At 27.3% G+C, this 19994-nt stretch carries 17 protein-coding genes; 11 read left to right on the top strand and 6 right to left on the bottom strand.

Going from position 1 to position 19994, the window contains the following annotated elements:
• Window positions 1-147 precede the first annotated feature (147 nt).
• Together ACNSOS_RS02305 and ACNSOS_RS02300 are read left to right on the top strand one after the other, a co-directional pair.
• Window positions 148-354: a hypothetical protein gene (locus ACNSOS_RS02305; RefSeq protein ID WP_418185798.1), complete on the top strand. Its 207-nt coding sequence runs from the start codon at window positions 148-150 to the stop codon at window positions 352-354.
• 232 nt (window positions 355-586) lie between these two features.
• Window positions 587-2512 carry a TonB-dependent siderophore receptor gene (locus ACNSOS_RS02300; protein WP_418185797.1) on the top strand — a complete coding sequence of 642 codons (1926 nt, stop codon included), beginning with the start codon at window positions 587-589 and terminating at the stop codon, window positions 2510-2512.
• A 43-nt stretch (window positions 2513-2555) separates the two neighbouring features.
• On the opposite strand, the gene ACNSOS_RS02295 is transcribed toward ACNSOS_RS02300, so the two are convergent.
• The 3 genes from ACNSOS_RS02295 to ACNSOS_RS02285 form a co-directional block, all read right to left on the bottom strand.
• Window positions 2556-3791, bottom strand: a complete 1236-nt coding sequence (locus ACNSOS_RS02295) for an argininosuccinate synthase (RefSeq protein ID WP_418185796.1) — start codon at window positions 3789-3791, stop codon at window positions 2556-2558.
• A 64-nt stretch (window positions 3792-3855) separates the two neighbouring features.
• The gene (locus ACNSOS_RS02290; protein ID WP_418185795.1) at window positions 3856-5358 is read right to left on the bottom strand and encodes a YfiR/HmsC family protein; all 1503 of its coding nucleotides are present in this window, start codon (window positions 5356-5358) and stop codon (window positions 3856-3858) included.
• 8 nt (window positions 5359-5366) lie between these two features.
• Window positions 5367-7502: a TonB-dependent receptor plug domain-containing protein gene (locus ACNSOS_RS02285; RefSeq protein ID WP_418185794.1), complete on the bottom strand. Its 2136-nt coding sequence runs from the start codon at window positions 7500-7502 to the stop codon at window positions 5367-5369.
• 94 nt (window positions 7503-7596) lie between these two features.
• Between ACNSOS_RS02285 and ACNSOS_RS02280 the strand changes: the two genes are divergently transcribed.
• The 4 genes from ACNSOS_RS02280 to lptB are packed head-to-tail and all read left to right on the top strand — an operon-like array spanning window position 7597 to window position 9973.
• Complete coding sequence (locus ACNSOS_RS02280) at window positions 7597-7845, top strand: S4 domain-containing protein (RefSeq protein ID WP_113893941.1); 249 nt, start codon at window positions 7597-7599, stop codon at window positions 7843-7845.
• 1 nt (window position 7846) lies between these two features.
• Entirely contained in the window at window positions 7847-8833 is a 987-nt protein-coding gene (gene trpD / locus ACNSOS_RS02275) for an anthranilate phosphoribosyltransferase (protein WP_418185793.1), read from the top strand.
• A gap of 11 nt (window positions 8834-8844) precedes the next feature.
• Entirely contained in the window at window positions 8845-9258 is a 414-nt protein-coding gene (gene tsaE / locus ACNSOS_RS02270; RefSeq protein WP_418185792.1) for a tRNA (adenosine(37)-N6)-threonylcarbamoyltransferase complex ATPase subunit type 1 TsaE, read from the top strand.
• Entirely contained in the window at window positions 9251-9973 is a 723-nt protein-coding gene (gene lptB, locus ACNSOS_RS02265) for an LPS export ABC transporter ATP-binding protein (protein WP_113909503.1), read from the top strand. The genes tsaE and lptB overlap by 8 nt, the downstream gene beginning before the upstream one ends.
• A 25-nt stretch (window positions 9974-9998) precedes the next feature.
• On the opposite strand, the gene kdsB is transcribed toward lptB, so the two are convergent.
• Window positions 9999-10718 carry a 3-deoxy-manno-octulosonate cytidylyltransferase gene (kdsB, locus tag ACNSOS_RS02260; protein WP_418185791.1) on the bottom strand — a complete coding sequence of 240 codons (720 nt, stop codon included), beginning with the start codon at window positions 10716-10718 and terminating at the stop codon, window positions 9999-10001.
• Window positions 10719-11022: 304 nt separating this feature from the next.
• On the opposite strand from kdsB, the gene polA reads away from it, so the two are divergent.
• From polA to ACNSOS_RS02235, 5 genes are all read left to right on the top strand, one after another.
• Complete coding sequence (gene polA, locus ACNSOS_RS02255; protein WP_418185790.1) at window positions 11023-13716, top strand: DNA polymerase I; 2694 nt, start codon at window positions 11023-11025, stop codon at window positions 13714-13716.
• A 59-nt stretch (window positions 13717-13775) separates the two neighbouring features.
• Window positions 13776-14285 (top strand): hypothetical protein, encoded by a 510-nt coding sequence (locus ACNSOS_RS02250; protein ID WP_113893923.1) that lies wholly within the window; start codon window positions 13776-13778, stop codon window positions 14283-14285.
• A 1-nt stretch (window position 14286) separates the two neighbouring features.
• Window positions 14287-15132 carry a ModD protein gene (gene modD, locus ACNSOS_RS02245; protein ID WP_418185789.1) on the top strand — a complete coding sequence of 282 codons (846 nt, stop codon included), beginning with the start codon at window positions 14287-14289 and terminating at the stop codon, window positions 15130-15132.
• Window positions 15133-15323: 191 nt separating this feature from the next.
• Window positions 15324-17489: a TonB-dependent receptor gene (locus tag ACNSOS_RS02240; protein WP_418185788.1), complete on the top strand. Its 2166-nt coding sequence runs from the start codon at window positions 15324-15326 to the stop codon at window positions 17487-17489.
• A 16-nt stretch (window positions 17490-17505) separates the two neighbouring features.
• A complete protein-coding gene (locus ACNSOS_RS02235) occupies window positions 17506-18285 on the top strand; it encodes a DUF4198 domain-containing protein (protein WP_113909497.1) in 780 nt (259 codons plus the stop codon).
• Window positions 18286-18470: 185 nt separating this feature from the next.
• Here ACNSOS_RS02235 and argC read toward each other — a convergent pair whose 3' ends face one another.
• Together argC and ACNSOS_RS02225 are read right to left on the bottom strand one after the other, a co-directional pair.
• Window positions 18471-19421, bottom strand: a complete 951-nt coding sequence (gene argC / locus ACNSOS_RS02230; protein WP_418185787.1) for an N-acetyl-gamma-glutamyl-phosphate reductase — start codon at window positions 19419-19421, stop codon at window positions 18471-18473.
• A 66-nt stretch (window positions 19422-19487) separates the two neighbouring features.
• Window positions 19488-19982, bottom strand: a complete 495-nt coding sequence (locus ACNSOS_RS02225) for a redoxin domain-containing protein (RefSeq protein WP_418185786.1) — start codon at window positions 19980-19982, stop codon at window positions 19488-19490.
• Between the last annotated feature and the right edge of the window lie 12 nt (window positions 19983-19994).

Below are 19994 nucleotides of genomic sequence, written 5' to 3'. Positions count from 1 at the left end.
ATTTAAATTTTATCTATTTTTGTTACCAAAGGTAACTCTAAGCAACAAATTTGAAAATTCTTTTGTAAAAATTGTCCATTTTTTTCATTTAAATCGTCTTACTATATAGAGAAACAAATTCTCAAAATTAATACAAAGGATTAGAAGATGAAAAACAAAGTTTTCATGTCAGTATTAACATCAATGATGTTAAGTGGAACAATGTTAAATGCAAAAGAGATAAGTTTGCAAGAAGCAGTAGAGAATATAGTAAAGAAATATAATGTAACGTATATTTCAAAATCAAAAGATTTGAAGAATAAAATAGTAGATTCAGAAAAAGTGAGTTTCGGGGGGGGGTACGGTATTAGATAGTTTAAATAGTGTACTAAATCCAAATGATTTAAAAGCTATTCAAGAAGATGGTGTAATATATATAATAGAAAAACCAAAATATCAAAACTTTGGTAATACTACTGTCCTAGATGAAATCTCTGTTTCTAGTTCTAATTATAAAAATGGAAGTGCTGATTCAGGCTACCTTGTAGAAGAAACAAAGGGAGTAGGTATTTGGAATGAAAGAAAACTACAAGACACTCCATACTCAATGAGTATAATCTCAAAAGACTTAATCGAAAATGTTCAAGCAAAAGATATGAATCAGATTTTTAAAATGAATCCAACTACTCAAGTAGAAGATGGGAATTTTGGATCAACTGGAGGAGATCATACAGGAGTAACAATTAGAGGATTTAATTCTTCAAATCCAATAGTTGATGGTATTTCTTATGCTGGAAGTAGTACAAATAGTGTGATGATGCAAGATATAGAAAGGGTTGAAATCATCAGTGGAGCAACAGGATTTTTATATGGTGGCGGAAGAGTTGGAGGAGCAGTTAATTATATAACTAAAAAACCAATAACTAAGGATTTAAGAAATATTTCAATAGGTAGTTATGGAAATGAATCATACTATACACACTTAGATTTAGGTGGACAATTTGATGATAATCATACTTTTGGATATAGAGTAAATGGACTATATCAAGATGGAAGACTACCATCAGAAGCTGATACAAAGCAAAAAGCAATAAGTTTAGTATTTGATTGGAAACCAACAGATAATTTTTATACAGATATAAAATATGCTTACAAAAACTATTTAGCAAAAGGTGGAAATCTTGTTTTTGGTGATTATGGAGGAGTGGTTCGTTCAGATATAACTTCAAATAAATATTCTATTCCAGATTGGATGGATAATGAGTCAAATACTCACAATATTTCAAATAATATAAGATGGGATATAAATGATATTTTTACTCTAAGAACAAATGCAATGTATGAAGAACATAAAGGAAGAGGAACTTACGGCTATATTCACTATTATAAAAATAATATTATTGAAGAGTTGGATGCTAGACAATTTGCTTGGAATAAAACTAAAAATTATGGAGCCAATATATATTTAGATTCAAAGTTTGATACAGGAAGTATAAATCATACTTTAACTCTTGGTTATTCTTTAAATTCTAGAAAACTTTTTAGATCAGCAGATAATGAACTTAGAACTAACAGGTATTACAATTACACTTTTAATGATTATAAAAATTTATCTGAACCAAATTGGAGTGATTATGGAACAATAGGAACACAATCAAAAAAACCAATAACTCAAACTCAATATAAAAATATATTAATAGGTGATGATATAGTTTTCAATGAACAATGGAGTGCATTAGTAGGAGTAAATTATGCAACGGCTATTAATAAAAACTATTTATCAAATACGAAATATGATAAATCAGAATTAACTCCTACTTTATCACTTATTTATAAGCCTTTTGAGAATTTTACAACTTATGCTACGTATATAGAGAGTTTAGAGGCGGGAACTATTGTCGGAATTTGGTATGCAAATGAAGGAAATATTTTAGATCCATATAAAAGCAAACAATATGAAATTGGAGCAAAATATAGTTTATTTGATGAAAAAGCTTTAATAACAACATCATTGTTTAGAATAGAAAAAGCTAATTCTTACACTGATGAAAGTACAACAGCAAGTTTAGGAAAACCAACATTAACTCAAGATGGAGAACAAATACATCAAGGTCTTGAAATAGGGCTTACTGGAAAAGTTACAGATAATCTTACACTTATGGGTGGAGTAACTTTGATGGATTTAAGTTTAGAAAAAATTGAAGATGAATCTTTAAAAGGAAACAAACCAACATTAGTAGCTACAAAAATGGCTAAATTATTTGCAGAGTATAATATTCCATATATAAATGGTTTAGCTATAAATACTGGAGCATACTATACTGGTAAAAGCTATGTAGATCAAGAAAATAAGGATGTTATACCAAGCTATACAATTTATGATGCAGGACTTAGATATTCTACTAAGTTAGGACAATATCCAACAACTTTTAATCTAAATGTACAAAACTTAACAAATAAAGTTTATTGGGCAAATGCAAATGGTATAGGGGATACTAGAAGTGTTGCTTTCTCCATGAAAATGGAGTTTTAATAATATTTAAAAATAAAGAGAGTTTTCACTCTCTTTATATGAATTATTTTTGTTTTTTACCAGCTATTACAAGTCTTAGAGCATTAAGTCTTATAAACCCTTCTGCATCTTTTTGATTGTAAACTTCATCTTTTTCAAAAGTTGAGTAAGCATCATCATAAAGTGATTTATTTGATTCTCTTCCTACAACTGTTACATTTCCTTTATAAAGTTTTAGTTTAACAATCCCTTCTACATTTTTTTGAGTTGCATCAATAGCAGCTTGAAGCATTTCTCTTTCTGGTGAGAACCAATATCCTTGATAAATTAGTTTTGCATATCTTGGCATTAATTCATCTTTTAAATGTGCTGCTTCTCTATCTAGTGTTAAAGACTCTATTGCTCTATGAGCTTTTAACATAATTGTTCCACCTGGAGTTTCATAACAACCACGAGCTTTCATACCAACATATCTGTTTTCAACAATATCAACTCTTCCAATTCCATGTTTATTTCCATAATCATTTAAAGTTTTAAGTAAAGTTGCTGGTGATAACTCTTTTCCATTTATAGAAATAGGGTCTCCATTTTTATATCCAATAGTGATATATTCAGCTTCATCAGGTGCTTGTTCAGGAGAATTTGTCCATAACCACATTGATTCTTCTGGTTCATTTGCTGGATTTTCTAAGTGTAAACCTTCATAAGAGATGTGAAGTAAATTTGCATCCATAGAATATGGGCTGATTTTTGGATTTCCATTTTCATCAACATGTTTTTGTGATATTTCAATTCCATTTTTTTTAGCATATTCAAGTAAACTTTCTCTTGAATTTAAAGTCCACTCTCTCCAAGGTGCAATAACTTTTAAATCTGGATTTAAAGCTAATGCTCCAAGTTCAAATCTTACTTGGTCATTTCCTTTTCCTGTTGCTCCATGACTTACTGCTTCTGCACCTTTTTGGTTTGCAATTTCTACAAGTTTTTTAGCAATTAATGGTCTTGCAATAGAAGTTCCTAAAAGATATTCACCTTCATAAATAGCATTTGCTCTAAACATTGGAAAAACATAATCTTTAACAAACTCTTCTTTAATATCTAAAATAAAAACATTTTCAGGTTTTATTCCACAAGCAATAGCTTTTTGTCTTGCAGGTTCAACTTCTTCACCTTGTCCTAAATCAGCTGTAAAAGTGATAACTTCAGCATTGTATTCATCTTGAAGCCATTTTAAAATAATAGAAGTATCTAAACCTCCACTATATGCAAGAACAACTTTTTTTATATCTTTTTTACTCATAAACATATCCTATTTTTGGTTATTAAATTTCGCTGATTTTATCTAAAATTTAATATAAAACGATTTAAGCAGCAATAACTTTGTTTCTTCCTGAACTTTTTGCTTTATACAGTAATTCATCAGCAAGTTTTAAAACTACATCTTGATCTGAGTTTTCACTCAAAGTTGCAACTCCTAGACTTATTGTCACTTTTTGATTTATTCCAAAATCACTATTTTCTACAACTTTTCTTAAGATTTCAGCTAATTTTGTTGCCGATTGGATATCACTATTTGAAGCTAGTATTAAAAATTCTTCGCCTCCCCATCTTGCACATATATCGGTTTTTCTAGTATGTTGTTTAAAGATTTCAGATATTTGTTTTATTACAAAATCTCCTTTATCGTGACCATATGTGTCATTGATCTTTTTAAAGAAATCTATATCCAAAAGGATTATTGAAAATGGCGTTTTATATCTTTTAAATCTTGAAACTTCTTCTTCTAGTCTTTTTAGAGTATATCTTCTATTGTATAATCCACTTAAAGTGTCAGTTTCAGATAAATTTTTTAGAAGTCTATTTTGTCGTAAAACATTTAATCCAAGGGCTAAGATAATAATTAATAAAATAAAGAATACAAGAATTATATTTTTTTGATTTGTAATAATTTCTTCTTTTACTAAGATACTACTATTTTGTTCATCTATTTTTTTCATTAGAAGATCTAGGTTGTTTTTTGCATCTTCAAAAGTTTTTTCTTGCTCTAATTGTAAATTTATTAAATTTTTTATATCTTTTTCTTTTTTTATTGCTTCATTTTGAGCAATAAAAAGTTTCTCTTTTTGTTCTTCTATGCTATTGTAAATTTGTGATAATTCTTTTTTTTGTAAAGTTAATTGTTCATTTTGAACTTTTATATTTTTTATTTGATCACTAATTATTGTTTTTTGTTGGTCTATTGCTTTTAATTGTTCTTTTAATTCTTTGTTTTTGTCTTCAATATTTTTATTTAAAGATGTAATAGTCTCTTTTTGCTCTTTTAATTGAACTTGAGAAGATTTATATAATTGAGCTACATCAATTTCTGTTCCACCTAAAAGAATAATATCTGGCGACACAGTCAAATCTCTATTTAAAATATTTGCTTTATTTATCTCAAAAGTTATTTTTGAATCATTTTGAAGTAGATTTATCATAACTTGTTTTTTGTTTGCATAATTATCGCTTATTAATAGAGTATTGTTTTTTTCATATTCATAATATAATTTTTCATATTCAACTTCTGATGATTTATCTATAAAAATGGCTTGAATGTTATCTACTTTAGTATTATTATAAATAATTACTTCTATATTTTTATCGTTTAATTGTTTTCTTGAAGCTAACATCTTAAACATATTGTTTAATGTTTGATTTTGAGAAACTATCATCAATTTATAGCTTTTTATATTCTCATCATTTTTCCAAGAGATGTTTTTTAAAAAATTGTAAACATACGCAACTTTTATTTGTTCTTCTTTTATCTCATCTGAAAATGTATTATTTATTGATAATAAAAAAATAAGTATTGATATATAGATCTTCATAGTTTTTCCTAAAAATTAATTGTATATGAAATATAAGTCATTCTGGTATCTTGTGGTGAAACATATCTTTTTGATGAATTATATCTTGGAGTAAAATAGTGTTCATCAAAAATATTATCTACTCTAAGTGCTATTTTTTGTGATTTTGTAATATTATAACTAGCATACAAATTTGCTATGAAATAACCATTTGTAGTTCTATCCGTAATATCATCAAAAGGTGCAACTTTTATTGGGCTTAACCATCTAAGTGATGGTGAAAATGTAAAATCTTTGTATCTAAAAGTACTTCCAGCTTTAAATACATGTGATGCAAGAAATGGTAAATTATAGTCGTATTCATAGTCTATTTTTCCATTTATATAACTGTAATTTGCCCAATAGTTTATATCATATCCAGAAAAGTAAGAGTGTCCCATATATGATATATCTCCACCATATATGTGAGAGTCTGCTGCATTTTGAGCACTTTTGGGATTATTTATTTGAATGTCATTATATTTTCCACTAGGAAGAGGTTCTTCTATTAGAATAATATCTTTTATATTTGTATAGTAAGTAGAAAAAACTATTTGGTCATTACTTGAAAGATGTAAAAATAGATTGTATTCATAAGTTTTACTTTTCTCTGGTTGTAAATCTGAATTTCCTACTCTTGCTTCATTAAAATATAATTCTCCATTAGAATCTTTGTTTAATGCACCATAAGATTTATATTTAACATTATTGGAAGGTGCTAAAAAAGCTTGAGAATATATAAACTTTTGTGTTAAAGAATTATTTTTATGTATTAAGGCAATTCTTGGATTAAAAGAAGATTCATAGTTTGAATTTTCATCATATCTTGCTGCTAAAGCTATTTCAAAATTATCATTTAATGTTATTTGATCTTGGATATAAAATGCAATATTATGCCATTTTTGTTCATAATTTGGAGCTTTAATATTTGAAAGATAAGCATTATTTCCATCTTGAATCAAATAGTATTTATCTTTTCCTTTTTTTATACCTTGATAACCAATAGGTGTTACATCATACCAATCAAAATTTGTTCCAATAGTTATATCATGGTTTTTTATTTGTTTATTTAAAGTTTCTTCTAGACTATATTTTTTAGATTTTGAATATTGGTAGCCTTTGAAACAGTTATAGTCTGCATCACATCCTGTATATCTGTTTCTAAAATAACTATCATTTAAAAATTCAGTTTGGCTATAACTTAGAGTTGTTGTTGATGACATATCCCAAAAAATATCAGTTTCATATCTTAAATAAGTATTGATTTTTTGAGTATTTAAGTTTGCATTCTTATCAAAAATATTTCTATTTTTATTTGCATTATCTCCATTCATTGAAATAAGTGTAGATTCAGAAGAATAACTATAATTTGCTCCAATATCAAAGCCACCTTTTAAATATTTTAAAGAAGCAGATTTTGTTTCATGTGGTTGAAAATTATTAGATTGATTTGTATTTTTAAAGTTATCTGGATATTCTTTGTCAAAATTATAGTCTTGATCTGTATGTAAATGAGCTTTATATGAAAGAAGTCCATCGTTTATTTTTATACTTTGATTTGCATAAAAATATTTATATCTATCTTTTCCTGCCCAAACTCCTATTTGTCCATTTTCTTTAGAAGAAGTTACAAGATTGATAACTCCACTCATAGCATCCGCTCCATAAATAACAGAAGCTGCACCATAAAGTATTTCTACTTTTTCTATTCCAATGAGTGGATATTGCATAGAAACACTCATAAATTCTCCATCTGTTTGGTCTATTTCTATACCATCTTGAAGAATTTTGAAGTAGTTGTTACCCATAATTCCACGAATACCAATTTGATTTATTATTCCACTATCTGCATGTCTTAATATTTGAATTGCAGGTAAATCATTTAATAAATCATCAAGTCCTCTGTAACCTCTTTGTTCTATTTGCTCTTTTGTAATTATTATGATTTTTGTAGGAGCAACATCTAAAACTTGAATTGATTTTGAAGCTGTAGTTAGTTTCATAGTTTTAAGTTGTTCTAAGTCTAAATCAAATATATCATCCATTAAGTCAAATTTGTATTCATTTGCATTTAAAAAGGAATTGAATATCAATAAAAATGATAAAATAATATATCTAAAAATCATAAAACTCCAAAGATAAAGATTATTCTATAATACACAATTTTTAATCAAAAATAGGTTAAAAATATTTTAGTTTATTTTAGTTATAATATTTTCTATGAGAATAGATAAATTTTTAAATGCCGTTAATATAACAAAAAGAAGAGCCGTTGCTGAAGATATGTTAGAACACAAAGTTGTGTTTTTAAATAATATAGCTGTGAAAAAAGCAAAAGAGGTAAAAATAGGGGATATTATCGAAATAAAATACCTTGAAAGTAGTGAAAAATTCAAGATTTTACAAATACCAACTACAAAATCAACACCAAAATCAAAAATAGATGAATATGTACAAAGGATAGATTAGAATGTTTATTGAAACAAAAGCAAGATTTGATGAGATTTTTCAAAATAATTTGAGTCATGATGAGATTAAAGATTATTTTTTAGCTTTATATGAAAGAGGAGAAACTGCTTCTGAACTTGCAGGAGCTGCAAGTGCTATGAGGGATTATGTTATACCACTTCCAATTTCAAAAGATTTACAAGAAAAATCAATCGATATTGTTGGAACAGGTGGAGATAAAAGTTATAGTTTCAATATCTCTAGTACAGTTTCTATTTTGTTAGCAGCTGGTGGTTGTTATGTAGCAAAACATGGTAATAGAAGTGTTACAAGTAAAAGTGGAAGTGCTGATATGCTAGAAGCCTTGGGAATAAATTTGAGTTTGAGTTTAGAAGATACTGCTAAAATGCTTGAAGATACTGGGTTTGCTTTTATGTTTGCAGCAAATCACCATCCTGCTATGAAATTTATAACTCCTGTTAGAAAAACGATTCCACATAGAACAATTATGAATATAATAGGCCCTTTATGTAATCCAGCTAGTGTTGAAAAACAAGTTATTGGAGTATTTCATAAAGATTATATCAATAAAATAGCAACAGCTTTGGATTTGTTGGAGTGCAAAAGAGCTATGGTTGTATCTTCAAATGATGGAATGGATGAAATATCTGTTTCAGATATTACTTATGCAACACTTTTATTAAATGGGAAAATTGAAGAGTTAGAGATAAACCCAGAAAACTATGGAATAAAATTAAGTTCAAAAGATGATATTGTTGGTGCTGGTCCAGAAGTTAATGCCCAAATTACAAGAGATATTTTAAATGGTGATTTAGATGGAGCAAAAAGAGATATTGTTTTATTGAATTCAGCAGCAGCTTTAATTGTAGATGGTAAAGCAAGAGATTTTCAAGATGGTATACAAATAGCTAAAGAGATAATCGATAGTAGAAAAGCAAAAGAGAAATTGGAACAGATTATTAAAATTTCACAAAAATTGAGTTGTTAAAAGGTTGATTTTTGAAAAAAGATTTTTTATTGGGCTTGGATGAAATAGGTATTTTAATTGATAATTTAAAAAATATTTTATCTGAAGATTGTGTAGCTATTTTAAGAGGTGATTTAGCAAGTGGCAAAACAACTTTGGTTAAAAGTTTTGTTCATTCTTTAGGATTTGATGATTTAGTAACATCACCGACTTTTTCTTTACAAGCTATATATTCGGATAAAATATTTCATTATGATTTGTATAATAAAACCTTAGATGAATTTATAAGTTTAGGAATGCTTGAAGAGTTTGAAAAAAATGGCATACATTTTGTTGAATGGGGCGATGAAAAACTAGAAGAACTTTTAAAAAACTATGGTTATGAAGTTGTTATTATAAATATTTTTAAAGAAAATGATAAAAGGTTGTATAAAATAGATGCATAAGTTAGAAATAGTTGATATTAAAAAAAGTATTAAAAAAACAGAGATTTTACATGGAATTTCTCTTGAGGTTAAAAGTGGAGAAATAGTTGGACTTTTAGGACCAAATGGAGCAGGTAAAACAACAACATTTTATACAGTTTGTGGACTTGTAAAACCAAGTAGCGGAACAGTGTTTTTTGATAAAGAAGACATAACAAAACTACCACTTCATAAAAGAGCATTAAAAGGAATAGGTTATTTACCACAAGAGTCATCTATTTTTAAAGATTTAAGTGTTGAAGACAATCTACTTTTGGCAGCTGAGATTATATATGATGATGAAGATGAACAAAAAAGAAGAGTTGAAGAACTTTTGGAGCTTTTTAATATTGAACCAATAAGACAAAGAAAAGGAGTTTCCCTTTCAGGAGGAGAAAGAAGAAGAACAGAAATAGCAAGAGCTTTGGTTTCAAAACCAAAATTTTTACTTTTAGATGAGCCTTTTGCTGGAGTTGATCCAATTGCAGTTAAAGATATTCAAGAGATAATTCATCAATTAACAAAGATAGATATAGGCGTTTTAATAACAGACCACAATGTTAGAGAAACACTACAAATTTGTGATAGAGCTTATGTTATGAAATCTGGTAGTTTGTTGAGTAGTGGAACTTCAGAAGAGATAAAAAATGATGCAAAAGTAAAAGAACACTATTTGGGAGAAGATTTTAGTTTCTAAAAAAGAAAGATTTTAATCTTCCTTTTTACTTAAATAATTTTAAAGCTCTTGCTAAATCTTCTTTTGTATCTATCCCAAATGATTTTGATTCAACTTTTACCATTGCTATTTTAAAGCCATTATCTATTGCTCTTAATTGTTCAAGCTTTTCTATATCTTCCAATTTTGAAGAGTTCAAGCTACAAAACTTATTTAGAGATTTTTTTGTAAATCCATATATTCCTAAATGTCCAAAATAGCTAGAATTCTCTTTGTGGTCTCTATGATATGGGATTTTTGCTCTTGAAAAATATATTGCATTTTCTTTTTCATTTAATACAACTTTTACTAAATTTGGATCATCAGCTGCTTCACTATTTATCTCTTTATAGCAAGAAGTTATCAAAATATCTTCTTGATTTTTTATCTCTTGTACTTTTTGCATAACGCTTTTTACGACACTCTCTTCAATAAAAGGTTCATCTGCTTGAACATTTACAATTATTTCATCATCACTTAAATTTAGTCTATTTACAGCTTCATTTATTCTATCTGTTCCACTATTGTGTTCAGTTGATGTTAATACTGCATCAAAACCATATTTGTAAGCTAAATCAATGACTTTTTGGCTATCAGTTGCTATTACTACTTTGTCCAAAGAACTCACTTGTTTTGCCGTTTTTATAACCATTGGAAGGCCCAAAATATCTACTAAAATCTTATTTTCAAATCTGCTTGAATTTAGTCTTGCTGGAATTATTATCATATATTCTATCCTTTGTTTAGAAAGATTTATTATATTATAAACTCTATAAATTTATAAAAAGACTATACACAAGTAAAAAAACTGATAAAAGCAAATAAACTACTTGCAATGATAAATGTTTCACTCATTTAAGACCTCCAAAATTTTATTATTTTCAACAAATTACTTTTGCTGTTTTTTGAATATTATCAAAAAAAAATCAAAACATCAAAAAACATTACAAATTGTAATCTTTTTATAATAACCCATTTTTAAAAGATTTTATTATATTATAAGTCCTTAAGCCAATATTGAAAGAAGAGTTATGAAAAAAAGTATTACGATTATAGATACATTTGGATTTTTATTTAGAAGTTATTTTGCATTACCACCATTGCGTTCAAATGAGGGTTTACCAACAGGTCTTTTGACTGGATTTACAAATTTTATTGCTGGTATTGGAAAAGATTTTCAAACAGATTATATTGTTTTTGCACTTGATTCCAAAGGTGATACTTTTAGAACAGAATTATTTGAAAACTACAAAGCACAGCGTCCAGATGTTCCAGAGGATTTATTAACTCAACTTCCAATAGCAATATCTTGGGTAGAAAAAATGGGTTTTAAAATAGCCATAAGAACGGGATATGAAGCAGATGATATTGTTGCAAGTATAGCAAAAGATGCAAAAGAAAAAGGTTTGGAAGTACGAATAGTATCGCATGACAAAGATTTATATCAGCTAATAGATGATGACAACAATGTTTATTTGTTTGACCCTACAAAAAAGCAAGTTATTAATGAAGCAAAATGTATAGAAAAATATGGAGTTACACCAAAACAATTTACAGACTATCAATCTCTTGTTGGGGATACGGCTGATAATATACCTGGAGTTAGAGGTGTTGGAGCAAAAACAGCACAAAGTTTAATTGAACAATTTGGAAGTCTTGAAAATATATATTCTAATATAGAAAATATTGAAAAAAAACGAACAAAAGAACTTTTACTTGAAAGTAAAGATAATGCCTTTTTATCTAAAAAGCTTGTAACTTTAAAAAATGATTGTCATGTAATATCAAATCTTGATGAATTTACTTTACCCTTAGAAAATCCAATACTTAAAATTTCTGATGAGTTAATCAAATATGATATGACTAAAATTTTAGAAAGAGTAAACAAAAATGGGCTTAGCTATAAAACCGAGATTCCTCAAGCACCACAAAAGAAATCAAGTGAAAAAATAGAATACATTTTACTTGACAATGAAAATGATTTAAGTCTAGCTATAAATAAAATACCAAGAGATAGTTATATATCTTTTGATACAGAAACTACAAATCTTGATACAGCAAAAGCAAAAATTATAGGTTTCTCTTTTTGCTATGAAGAGAATAAAGCATATTATGTTCCAATAGCTCATAGTTATTTAGGTGTGGGAAATCAAATTTCACATGATGTTGCTAGAAAAACTATTGAAATTTTAAATAGATATAAATTAATTTTTCAAAACTTTAAATATGATTGGCAAATAATCAAAAATAACTTTGGCTTAGATTTAAAACTATATGCCGATACTATGATATTATCTTGGTTATTAAATACAAGTGAAAAAATAGGACTAGATTATCAAGTTGAAAAGCAGTTTGGACATAAAATGATAGCTTTTGATGATATTGTTAAAAAAGGTGAAGATTTCTCATCAATTGAACTAGCAGAAGCTTGTGAATATGCAGCAGAAGATGCTTTATGGACTTTAAAATTGTTTAATAGACAACTTGATATTTTCAAAGAACGAAAAGAAGAAGAACTTTTAAATATAGCTTTTGAGTTGGAGTTTAATTTTATATATGTATTAGCATCAATGGAGCAAAAAGGTATAAAAATAGATGTTAATCTTTTAAGAAAATATAAAGAGATGATTTCTCAATATTTGATTGAATTAACTTCTCAAATACATCAAGCAGTTGATGAGAATTTTAATATAAATTCTCCAAAGCAGTTGGGTATCATATTATTTGAAAAACTAGGATTTACATCTTATAAAAATACTAAAAGAGGATATGCTACAGATGAATCTGTTTTAGAAAGTTTAAAAGATAAACATATAGTTGTACCATTGGTATTAAAATATAGAGAGGCTTTTAAAATCCAATTTACATATATCGAGCCACTTTTAGAATTTGGATTAAGAGATAAAGAGCATAGAATATTTAGTTCATTTTTACAAACAGGAACAGCAACTGGAAGATTGAGTTCAAAAACTCCAAATTTACAAAATGTTCCAGTTGGATCTCAAAGCGAGATACAAATACGAAAAGCTTTTGTAGCAAAAGATGGATATAAACTTGTAGGAGTAGATTATTCTCAAATTGAACTAAGATTACTTGCACACTTTAGTCAAGATGAAGCTTTGGTTAAAGCATTTAAAGAAGATTTAGATATTCACTTACAAACAGCTGTAAAAATTTTTGGAGAAGATGAGGCAAAAAGTAAAAGAGCTATTGCAAAAACTATCAATTTTGGTCTTTTGTATGGAATGGGAAGTAAGAAATTAGCACATACCTTGGGTATTAGTATAAAAGAAGCAAAAATATATATTAATTCATACTTTGAAGCATTTAAAAGTGTAAAAGAGTATTTAAAATCTATAGAAGATGGAGTAATACAAAAAGGCTATGTAAAAACTTTGTTAAATAGAAAAAGGCTTTTTGATTTTCAAGGAGCAAGTCCTATTTTACAAGCTGGAATTTTAAGAGAAGCAGTAAATACTCTATTTCAAGGAAGTGCAGCTGATTTGATAAAACTTGCTATGATAAAAATACATCTAAAATATAAAGATAATGAAAATGTAAGAATGCTTTTACAAATCCACGATGAACTTATATTTGAAATCAAAGATGAGTATGTAGATGAAGTTAAAGAAGATATAAAAGATATTATGGAAAATATCTTTGTTTTAAATATACCACTTAAAGTATCTGTTGCAGTTGGTGACTCTTGGCAAGATTTAAAATAGCTTAATAAAATCATTATTTATTTAAGTATATAATGACATAATTTAAAAAAAGGAAAGATATGACTAAAGAGATGATTATGACGAAGCTTTTTGAGTTTTCTGCCCCAACATATTATAAATGGAAGAAGCAAGATAAAAGGAAGATAATTTCTCTTATAGAGTATGCTTTTACTGATGAAGAGTTAGTAGAATTTTTAAAAACAGGAAAGATAAGTCGTATTGAAGATATGGGAAGTCAAGATTATCTTTTAGATTTATCACTAAAATTTTATAAGCTTCTTCGTCATATCACAAACTATAAAGTTGCAAAAAAAGTTACAATACTATTAGAAGAGAGTTTTGAAGAGAATTCAAATAAAGTTATAATAGAAAAGATTGCAGAATCTATTTATAGTGAAGAAGAGTTTTATACTTCTATGAAACTTGCAATTTTAAATCTTATTCAAAAGCAAGAACCACTTGTTTTAGAGTATATTTGTAAGAATAGAGGTAAATTAGAGAGTGAGTTTAATAAAAAAGGCTCTAAACTTCTTAAAAAGACTGATTTCTTAGTTCCAAATATCGCATAAAATGATATTGTTTTCTGATAATGAACTTTTAGAACTTTTAAGTGATGATTTACCATATTTAGATCTAACTACATCTTTACAAGAAAAATCAAATCTAAAAGCTAAATTGGATATTTTTACAAGAGAAGATATTGTTGTATCTTGTAGTGAAGAGTCTTGTCAAATAGCAAAACTTATGAATTGTGAAGTTGTGCATTATCTAAGTTCAAAAACAAAAGCTTCCAAAGGTGATTTAGTCTTAAGTTTTATTGGAACTTATGAAAATATCCATAAAATTTGGAGAACAACACAACTAATAGTTGAATATAGTTCTAAAATAGCTACATATACAGCAACAATGAAGCAAAATATTGCTGAGGTAAATCCTAATTGTCAATTATTAACTACAAGAAAAACTTATCCTTTTGCAAAAAAATTTTGTATAAAATCTATTTTAAATGGTGGAGCATTTGTTCATAGATTGAATCTTAGTGAAAGTTTGCTATTTTTTCCAAATCACCGTGTTGTATATAAAGATGATTTAGAATTTTATAAAGATATTGAAACTTTTAAAATAAAAATGCCAGAAAAGAAAATAGTAGTCGAAAGTTCAACTTTTAAAGATAGCAAATATCTTTTAGAATATGGAGTTGATGTTTTACAGTTAGATAAAATGTCAAAAGAAGATATAAAAAGAGTTGTACAATTACGAAATCAAAACTATAAATATGTAAAAATAATATGTAGTGGAGGAATAAATATAAACAATGCTAAAGAGTATGCTTCTTTAGGTATAGATGCTATTGTTACGAGTGCTATGTACTCTTGTGGAATGTCTGACCTCGGAAGTAAAATAACTATTTTATAAAAATATTCAACTTCTTTAAACTCTTATTTTACAAAAATCACAAATTTTCTTATTTAAATTCTATATATAAAATGCTTCTTTTTAAACTTACTTTTACGAAACATTTATGCAACTAAGTTGCAAATAAGATAAAAAATATTAGAATCACAAAATAATTGCAACCTAGTTGCATAAATAAAATAGGAGAAAATATGAAAATAAAATTAGCAGTTTCTGTTGCTACACTTTTAATATCAAGTACATATTTAAGTGCGAATGAAACTACAAAATTAGATACTATAAAAGTTACAGAAGAATCTTATAATAACTCTACTGGATACACAAATCAATTAAAACAAGAAACATCAACTGGTTCAAGGCTTGGCTTAACTATCAAAGAAACTCCCGCAAGTGTAGAAGTGATAAATTCAAAAACAATGGAGCAAAGAGGGGATAGTACAGTAATAAGAGCTGTTACAAAAGCAACTGGTATAACTGGTGGAAGTTCTGGTCATGGAACAACTGGGAATTATTCTGTAAGAGGATTTAGTGGTTATCCTGGAATTGATTTTTTACAAGATGGAATAAAATTAAATGGGACAATTTTTTCAAAAAGAACTTTAGATGTTTCAAATCTTGATAGAATAGAAGTTATAAGAGGAGCAAGCTCAGTATTAAATGGTGAAGGCTCGATAGGAGCTACTGTAAATTTAATCACAAAAAAACCAAGTTTTACAAAACAAGAAACAGAATTAGGATTTAAAGCTGGAAGTTATGATAGTTATAGATTTAATTTTGGAACAGGTGGTGTAGCTGTTGAAGATAAATTGGCTTACAGAGTGGATGTACTTACTAGACAATTAGGTTCAAATTATGATGGAGAAAAAAGAGATATTGACTCTTTGAGTGCTTCATTGCTTTATAAATTAAATCATAATTTACTTACAACATTATCTATTGAAAAATCTAAAGATGATGGAAAGCATGACTATCAAGGAACACCTTTAGTAAATGGTAAATTGGATAAAAGTGTTAGAAAAATAAATTATAATAATTTAGAAGATGGTATAGATAAAGGTGATAGTTTATGGATAAAAAATAATCTTGAATGGTATCCAACACAAAATATAGAGTTAAAAAATCAAATATATTATCAAAATGCAGATTCTGATATTAGAAGATTATATTTGGCTGTACAAGATAAAGCAAATCCAACTATGGTTCAAAGAAGAGGTTATGACTCTAGTCAAAAACAAGATTTAATAGGAAATAGGTTGGATTTAATCCATAAAGGTAATTTTTTTGGGCTTGAAAATAGATTTCTTGTAGGTCTTGATATAAGTAGATTAGAACTAAATAGAGAACAATCAACATATGCTGGAAATATAATAAATACTCCTATGTATAATCTAACAAAAATGTATTATAAGGATTTTTTTAAACCAACAACAGATGATTATAAAAAACCTGATGTTGATATAAAATTAAATCAAATTGGCGTTTATGTAGAAGACCAGTTAAGTATAATGGATAATTTAAAACTTGTAGCAGGGATTAGACATGATACTTATGATATAAAATATGATTTTAAAGCAGGGCTTAGCAGTCCTATTGCCCAAAAAATTGATAAAACACATAATAAATTTTCATATAGAGGTGGTTTGGTTTATGATTTAACAGATACAACAACTCTTTATACTTCTTATGCTTCATCTTTTGAATCAGGAGATGCAAGTGCTAGTTTTCTTACAATGAGTGCTGCACAAACAAAATTAGATTTAACTAAAGCTGAACAATTTGAGGTTGGATTAAGACAATCATTTTTAGATGATAAAGCAGAGTTTACTGCAAGTGCATATAAAATAACTAAAAAGAATATGTTTGTAAATAATCCAATGCCAGGAACTGGATTGTTAAATGTCGGAAAACAAAGTTCAAAAGGTTTTGAAATAGCTTTAGGTATTCAACCAATAGAACAAATTCAAATAGATGCAAATCTATCTTATACAGATTCAAAATATGATGATTTTGTTCATAATGGTGTTGATTATGCTGGAAAAACACCAAGTTCTATTCCAAAATATGTGGCAAATTTAGGAATTAGATATATGCCTATTTCAAATTTAGGTATTGGAACTTGGGTTAAATATGTAGATTCTTTTTATACAGACAACATAGGTTTTGCAAATTCAGTAAAATTACCAAGTTACACAACTGTTGATTTAACACTTGATTATACATACAATAAAAATACAACGTTTTCATTTTTACTTAAAAACTTAACAGATGAGATGTTCGCTACAACAGCAAGAAGAGATACACAAGTATTTTTAGGTGATGCAAGAAGTTTTGAGTTTGGTATAAATTATAAATTTTAAAAATAAAGGATAAAAAATGATTAAAAAAATAGGCTTTGTAGTTCTTTTTACTACATTATCAACAGTTCAAGGTTTGGCTCATGATTTTTGGATACACTCTTCAAGTTATACTCCACAATTGAACAAATTAGGTGCAATAACAAATCTATATACAGGAAGTGGACATATCTATCCAATAGATGAAGTTTATGAGGCAAAAGCAGAATTCAAAATAGTTGAAGGAGATAAACAAAGTAATCTTGATGATAAACTTTTAGGCTATAAAGCAGTATTGAAAAATGATGGAAATTATCTGGTTTTAGGTAAAACAAATCCAGCTTTTTATACTCAATATCTTGATAATAAAGGTAATAAAACTTGGAAAGCTGGAACAAAAGAGGGTTTAGATAATGTAATTTCTAGTAAACAATTTAATAGGTTTGCTAAAGCAATTATAAGTGTTGGTGAAGCGAAAGATGAAAATTATTCAAAAGCTTTAGGACAAACTTTAGAGATAATTCCTATGCAAAATCCAAATAAATTAAAAGGAAATGGTGAATATTTAACTGTAAAAGTACTATTTAATAATGAACCTTTAGCATCTTCAAATATCGTTGGAACTTATGCTGGATTTTCAAATAAAGGAGATTTTGCACTTGCAACAACTACAAATAAAGAAGGAGTTGCAAATATAAAATTAAATCATTCTGGATATTGGCTTTTACAAGTTGAACATAATGTAAAATCTCCAAAAGATATGCAAGATAAAGTAGATGAACTATTCTACTCTTCAACTTTAACTTTTCAAGTTCAATAATAAATAGTTTTAACTAAATACAAAGAGATTTTTCTCTTTGTATTTTTAAGTATGGGTTTCAAGGTTTTTTTATATTTTCAGATTTTTTAACATCAATTTAGATTAGGAGCTAAAGTTAAGAAATTGTCCTTTCTTTTACCTTGTAACTCATTCTTAAAAATATAGATTTTAATCTATCTCAAATATCAGATTTTTATCTCTAAACCTTTTCTTTCTTCCAGCCCTAGCATGATATTCATACACTGAACAGCAGCACCACTAGCACCTTTTCCTAAATTATCAAGTCTTGATATAACTACTAAATCAGTTTGATTTTCATAAACAGAAATTTCTAAGCTATTTGTATTGTTACATCTCATAGGATTTAAAAAACCGCTTTCCAAATATTCATCATTGTTTTCAATTATTTTTATAAAAAGTTCATCTTTATAGTACTCTTTATACAATTTTATAATTTTATCTTTATTTAGTTTTTTATTTAAATCTTTTTTAGCTAAATAAGACATCACAAGCATCCCTTGTTTAAAATTTCCAACACTTGGAGTAAACAATGGAGCATTTTTTAGTTTTAAAATATATTTCATTTCAGGTAAATGTTTATGATTTAAAGCTAGTGAATAAGGTCTTTGAGCTCCAAATACTTCAAATTCACCATTTTCATACTCACTTATCATAGAACTTCCACCACCACTATATCCAGTTATTGAGTGGCAAATTATTTTATGGTTTTTGTTTAAAACTTTCTCTTTTATTAGAGGTTTCATAGCCATTATCAAACCACTTGCATGGCAACCTGGAACACAAACTCTTTTAGAATTTTTTATTTTATCTCTTTGTTTAATTGTAAGTTCTGGTATCCCATAAGTCCAATCTTTATTTGTTCTATGAGCTGTACTTGCATCTATTACTTTTACATTTTCATTTGTTATTAAACTCACAGACTCAATCGCAGCATCATCTGGAAGACATAAAAACACTAAATCAGCACTATTTAGAAGTTCTTTTCTTTTTTCTGTATTTTTTTTATCTTTTTCATCTATTGTTAAAAGTTCAATTTCATCTCTATTTTCTAACATTTCATGGATTTTTAATCCAGTTGTTCCATGTTGCCCATCAACAAATACTTTAAATTTCATTTTTTACCCCAATTATAAATATTATTTTTGTGGAAGTTTATCCAAAAATCACTTGTTTTGAACTTTCTATTTACTCCACCACATTCTTAAATATAGTCCAAAAGTCGATGTATAGCCAACTTCAGTAAATTTTTGATTTTGGTTTTCATCATATATAAAGGTTGTTGGAAATGCTTTTATATTGAATTTCTTACTTAAAATCCCATCTTCGTCATTTACAACCTTGAAAGTTAAAGAGTTATTTTTTAAATACTCTTCGATTTCTTTGTTGTTTCCTGATTGAGTTGCTATTGTTAAAACTTCATAATCTTTTGAAATCTTTTCAATATTTTGCTCTTCAAGAGAACAAATAGGGCACCAAGATGCCCAAAAATGTACTAGAAGAGGTTTGTCATTTTTTATTTCATAAATAGAGCCATCTAAAAGAGTAAAACTTTTTATATCAAGCTTTTCTTTGTTTAGATCAGTACTTTTGTAATAACTTATAATATTTAAAACTATTACAAATAGAATAGTGTATTTTATGATACTTTTAATATATTTTTTTAGTTTTTCGTTCATATATGAATCTCT

The organism is Aliarcobacter vitoriensis (genome assembly GCF_048320235.1).
GTDB classification, from domain to species: Bacteria; Campylobacterota; Campylobacteria; order Campylobacterales; family Arcobacteraceae; genus Aliarcobacter; species Aliarcobacter vitoriensis.
The sequence above is the reverse complement of the archived record's forward strand: the minus strand, read 5'-3'. Positions and strand labels throughout refer to the sequence as shown.

What these genes read in the sequence shown, in the direction of transcription:
- ACNSOS_RS02290 (WP_418185795.1), bottom strand. Translation starts at nt 5,358, where the DNA reads ATGAAGATCTATATATCAATACTTATTTTTTTATTATCAATAAATAAT.
- argC (WP_418185787.1), bottom strand. Translation starts at nt 19,421, where the DNA reads ATGAAATTTAAAGTATTTGTTGATGGGCAACATGGAACAACTGGATTA.
- ACNSOS_RS02295 (WP_418185796.1), bottom strand. Translation starts at nt 3,791, where the DNA reads ATGAGTAAAAAAGATATAAAAAAAGTTGTTCTTGCATATAGTGGAGGT.
- ACNSOS_RS02225 (WP_418185786.1), bottom strand. Translation starts at nt 19,982, where the DNA reads ATGAACGAAAAACTAAAAAAATATATTAAAAGTATCATAAAATACACT.
- ACNSOS_RS02235 (WP_113909497.1), top strand. Translation starts at nt 17,506, where the DNA reads ATGATTAAAAAAATAGGCTTTGTAGTTCTTTTTACTACATTATCAACA.
- modD (WP_418185789.1), top strand. Translation starts at nt 14,287, where the DNA reads ATGATATTGTTTTCTGATAATGAACTTTTAGAACTTTTAAGTGATGAT.
- ACNSOS_RS02240 (WP_418185788.1), top strand. Translation starts at nt 15,324, where the DNA reads ATGAAAATAAAATTAGCAGTTTCTGTTGCTACACTTTTAATATCAAGT.
- trpD (WP_418185793.1), top strand. Translation starts at nt 7,847, where the DNA reads ATGTTTATTGAAACAAAAGCAAGATTTGATGAGATTTTTCAAAATAAT.
- lptB (WP_113909503.1), top strand. Translation starts at nt 9,251, where the DNA reads ATGCATAAGTTAGAAATAGTTGATATTAAAAAAAGTATTAAAAAAACA.
- ACNSOS_RS02280 (WP_113893941.1), top strand. Translation starts at nt 7,597, where the DNA reads ATGAGAATAGATAAATTTTTAAATGCCGTTAATATAACAAAAAGAAGA.
- ACNSOS_RS02285 (WP_418185794.1), bottom strand. Translation starts at nt 7,502, where the DNA reads ATGATTTTTAGATATATTATTTTATCATTTTTATTGATATTCAATTCC.
- kdsB (WP_418185791.1), bottom strand. Translation starts at nt 10,718, where the DNA reads ATGATAATAATTCCAGCAAGACTAAATTCAAGCAGATTTGAAAATAAG.
- ACNSOS_RS02300 (WP_418185797.1), top strand. Translation starts at nt 587, where the DNA reads ATGAGTATAATCTCAAAAGACTTAATCGAAAATGTTCAAGCAAAAGAT.
- ACNSOS_RS02305 (WP_418185798.1), top strand. Translation starts at nt 148, where the DNA reads ATGAAAAACAAAGTTTTCATGTCAGTATTAACATCAATGATGTTAAGT.
- ACNSOS_RS02250 (WP_113893923.1), top strand. Translation starts at nt 13,776, where the DNA reads ATGACTAAAGAGATGATTATGACGAAGCTTTTTGAGTTTTCTGCCCCA.
- polA (WP_418185790.1), top strand. Translation starts at nt 11,023, where the DNA reads ATGAAAAAAAGTATTACGATTATAGATACATTTGGATTTTTATTTAGA.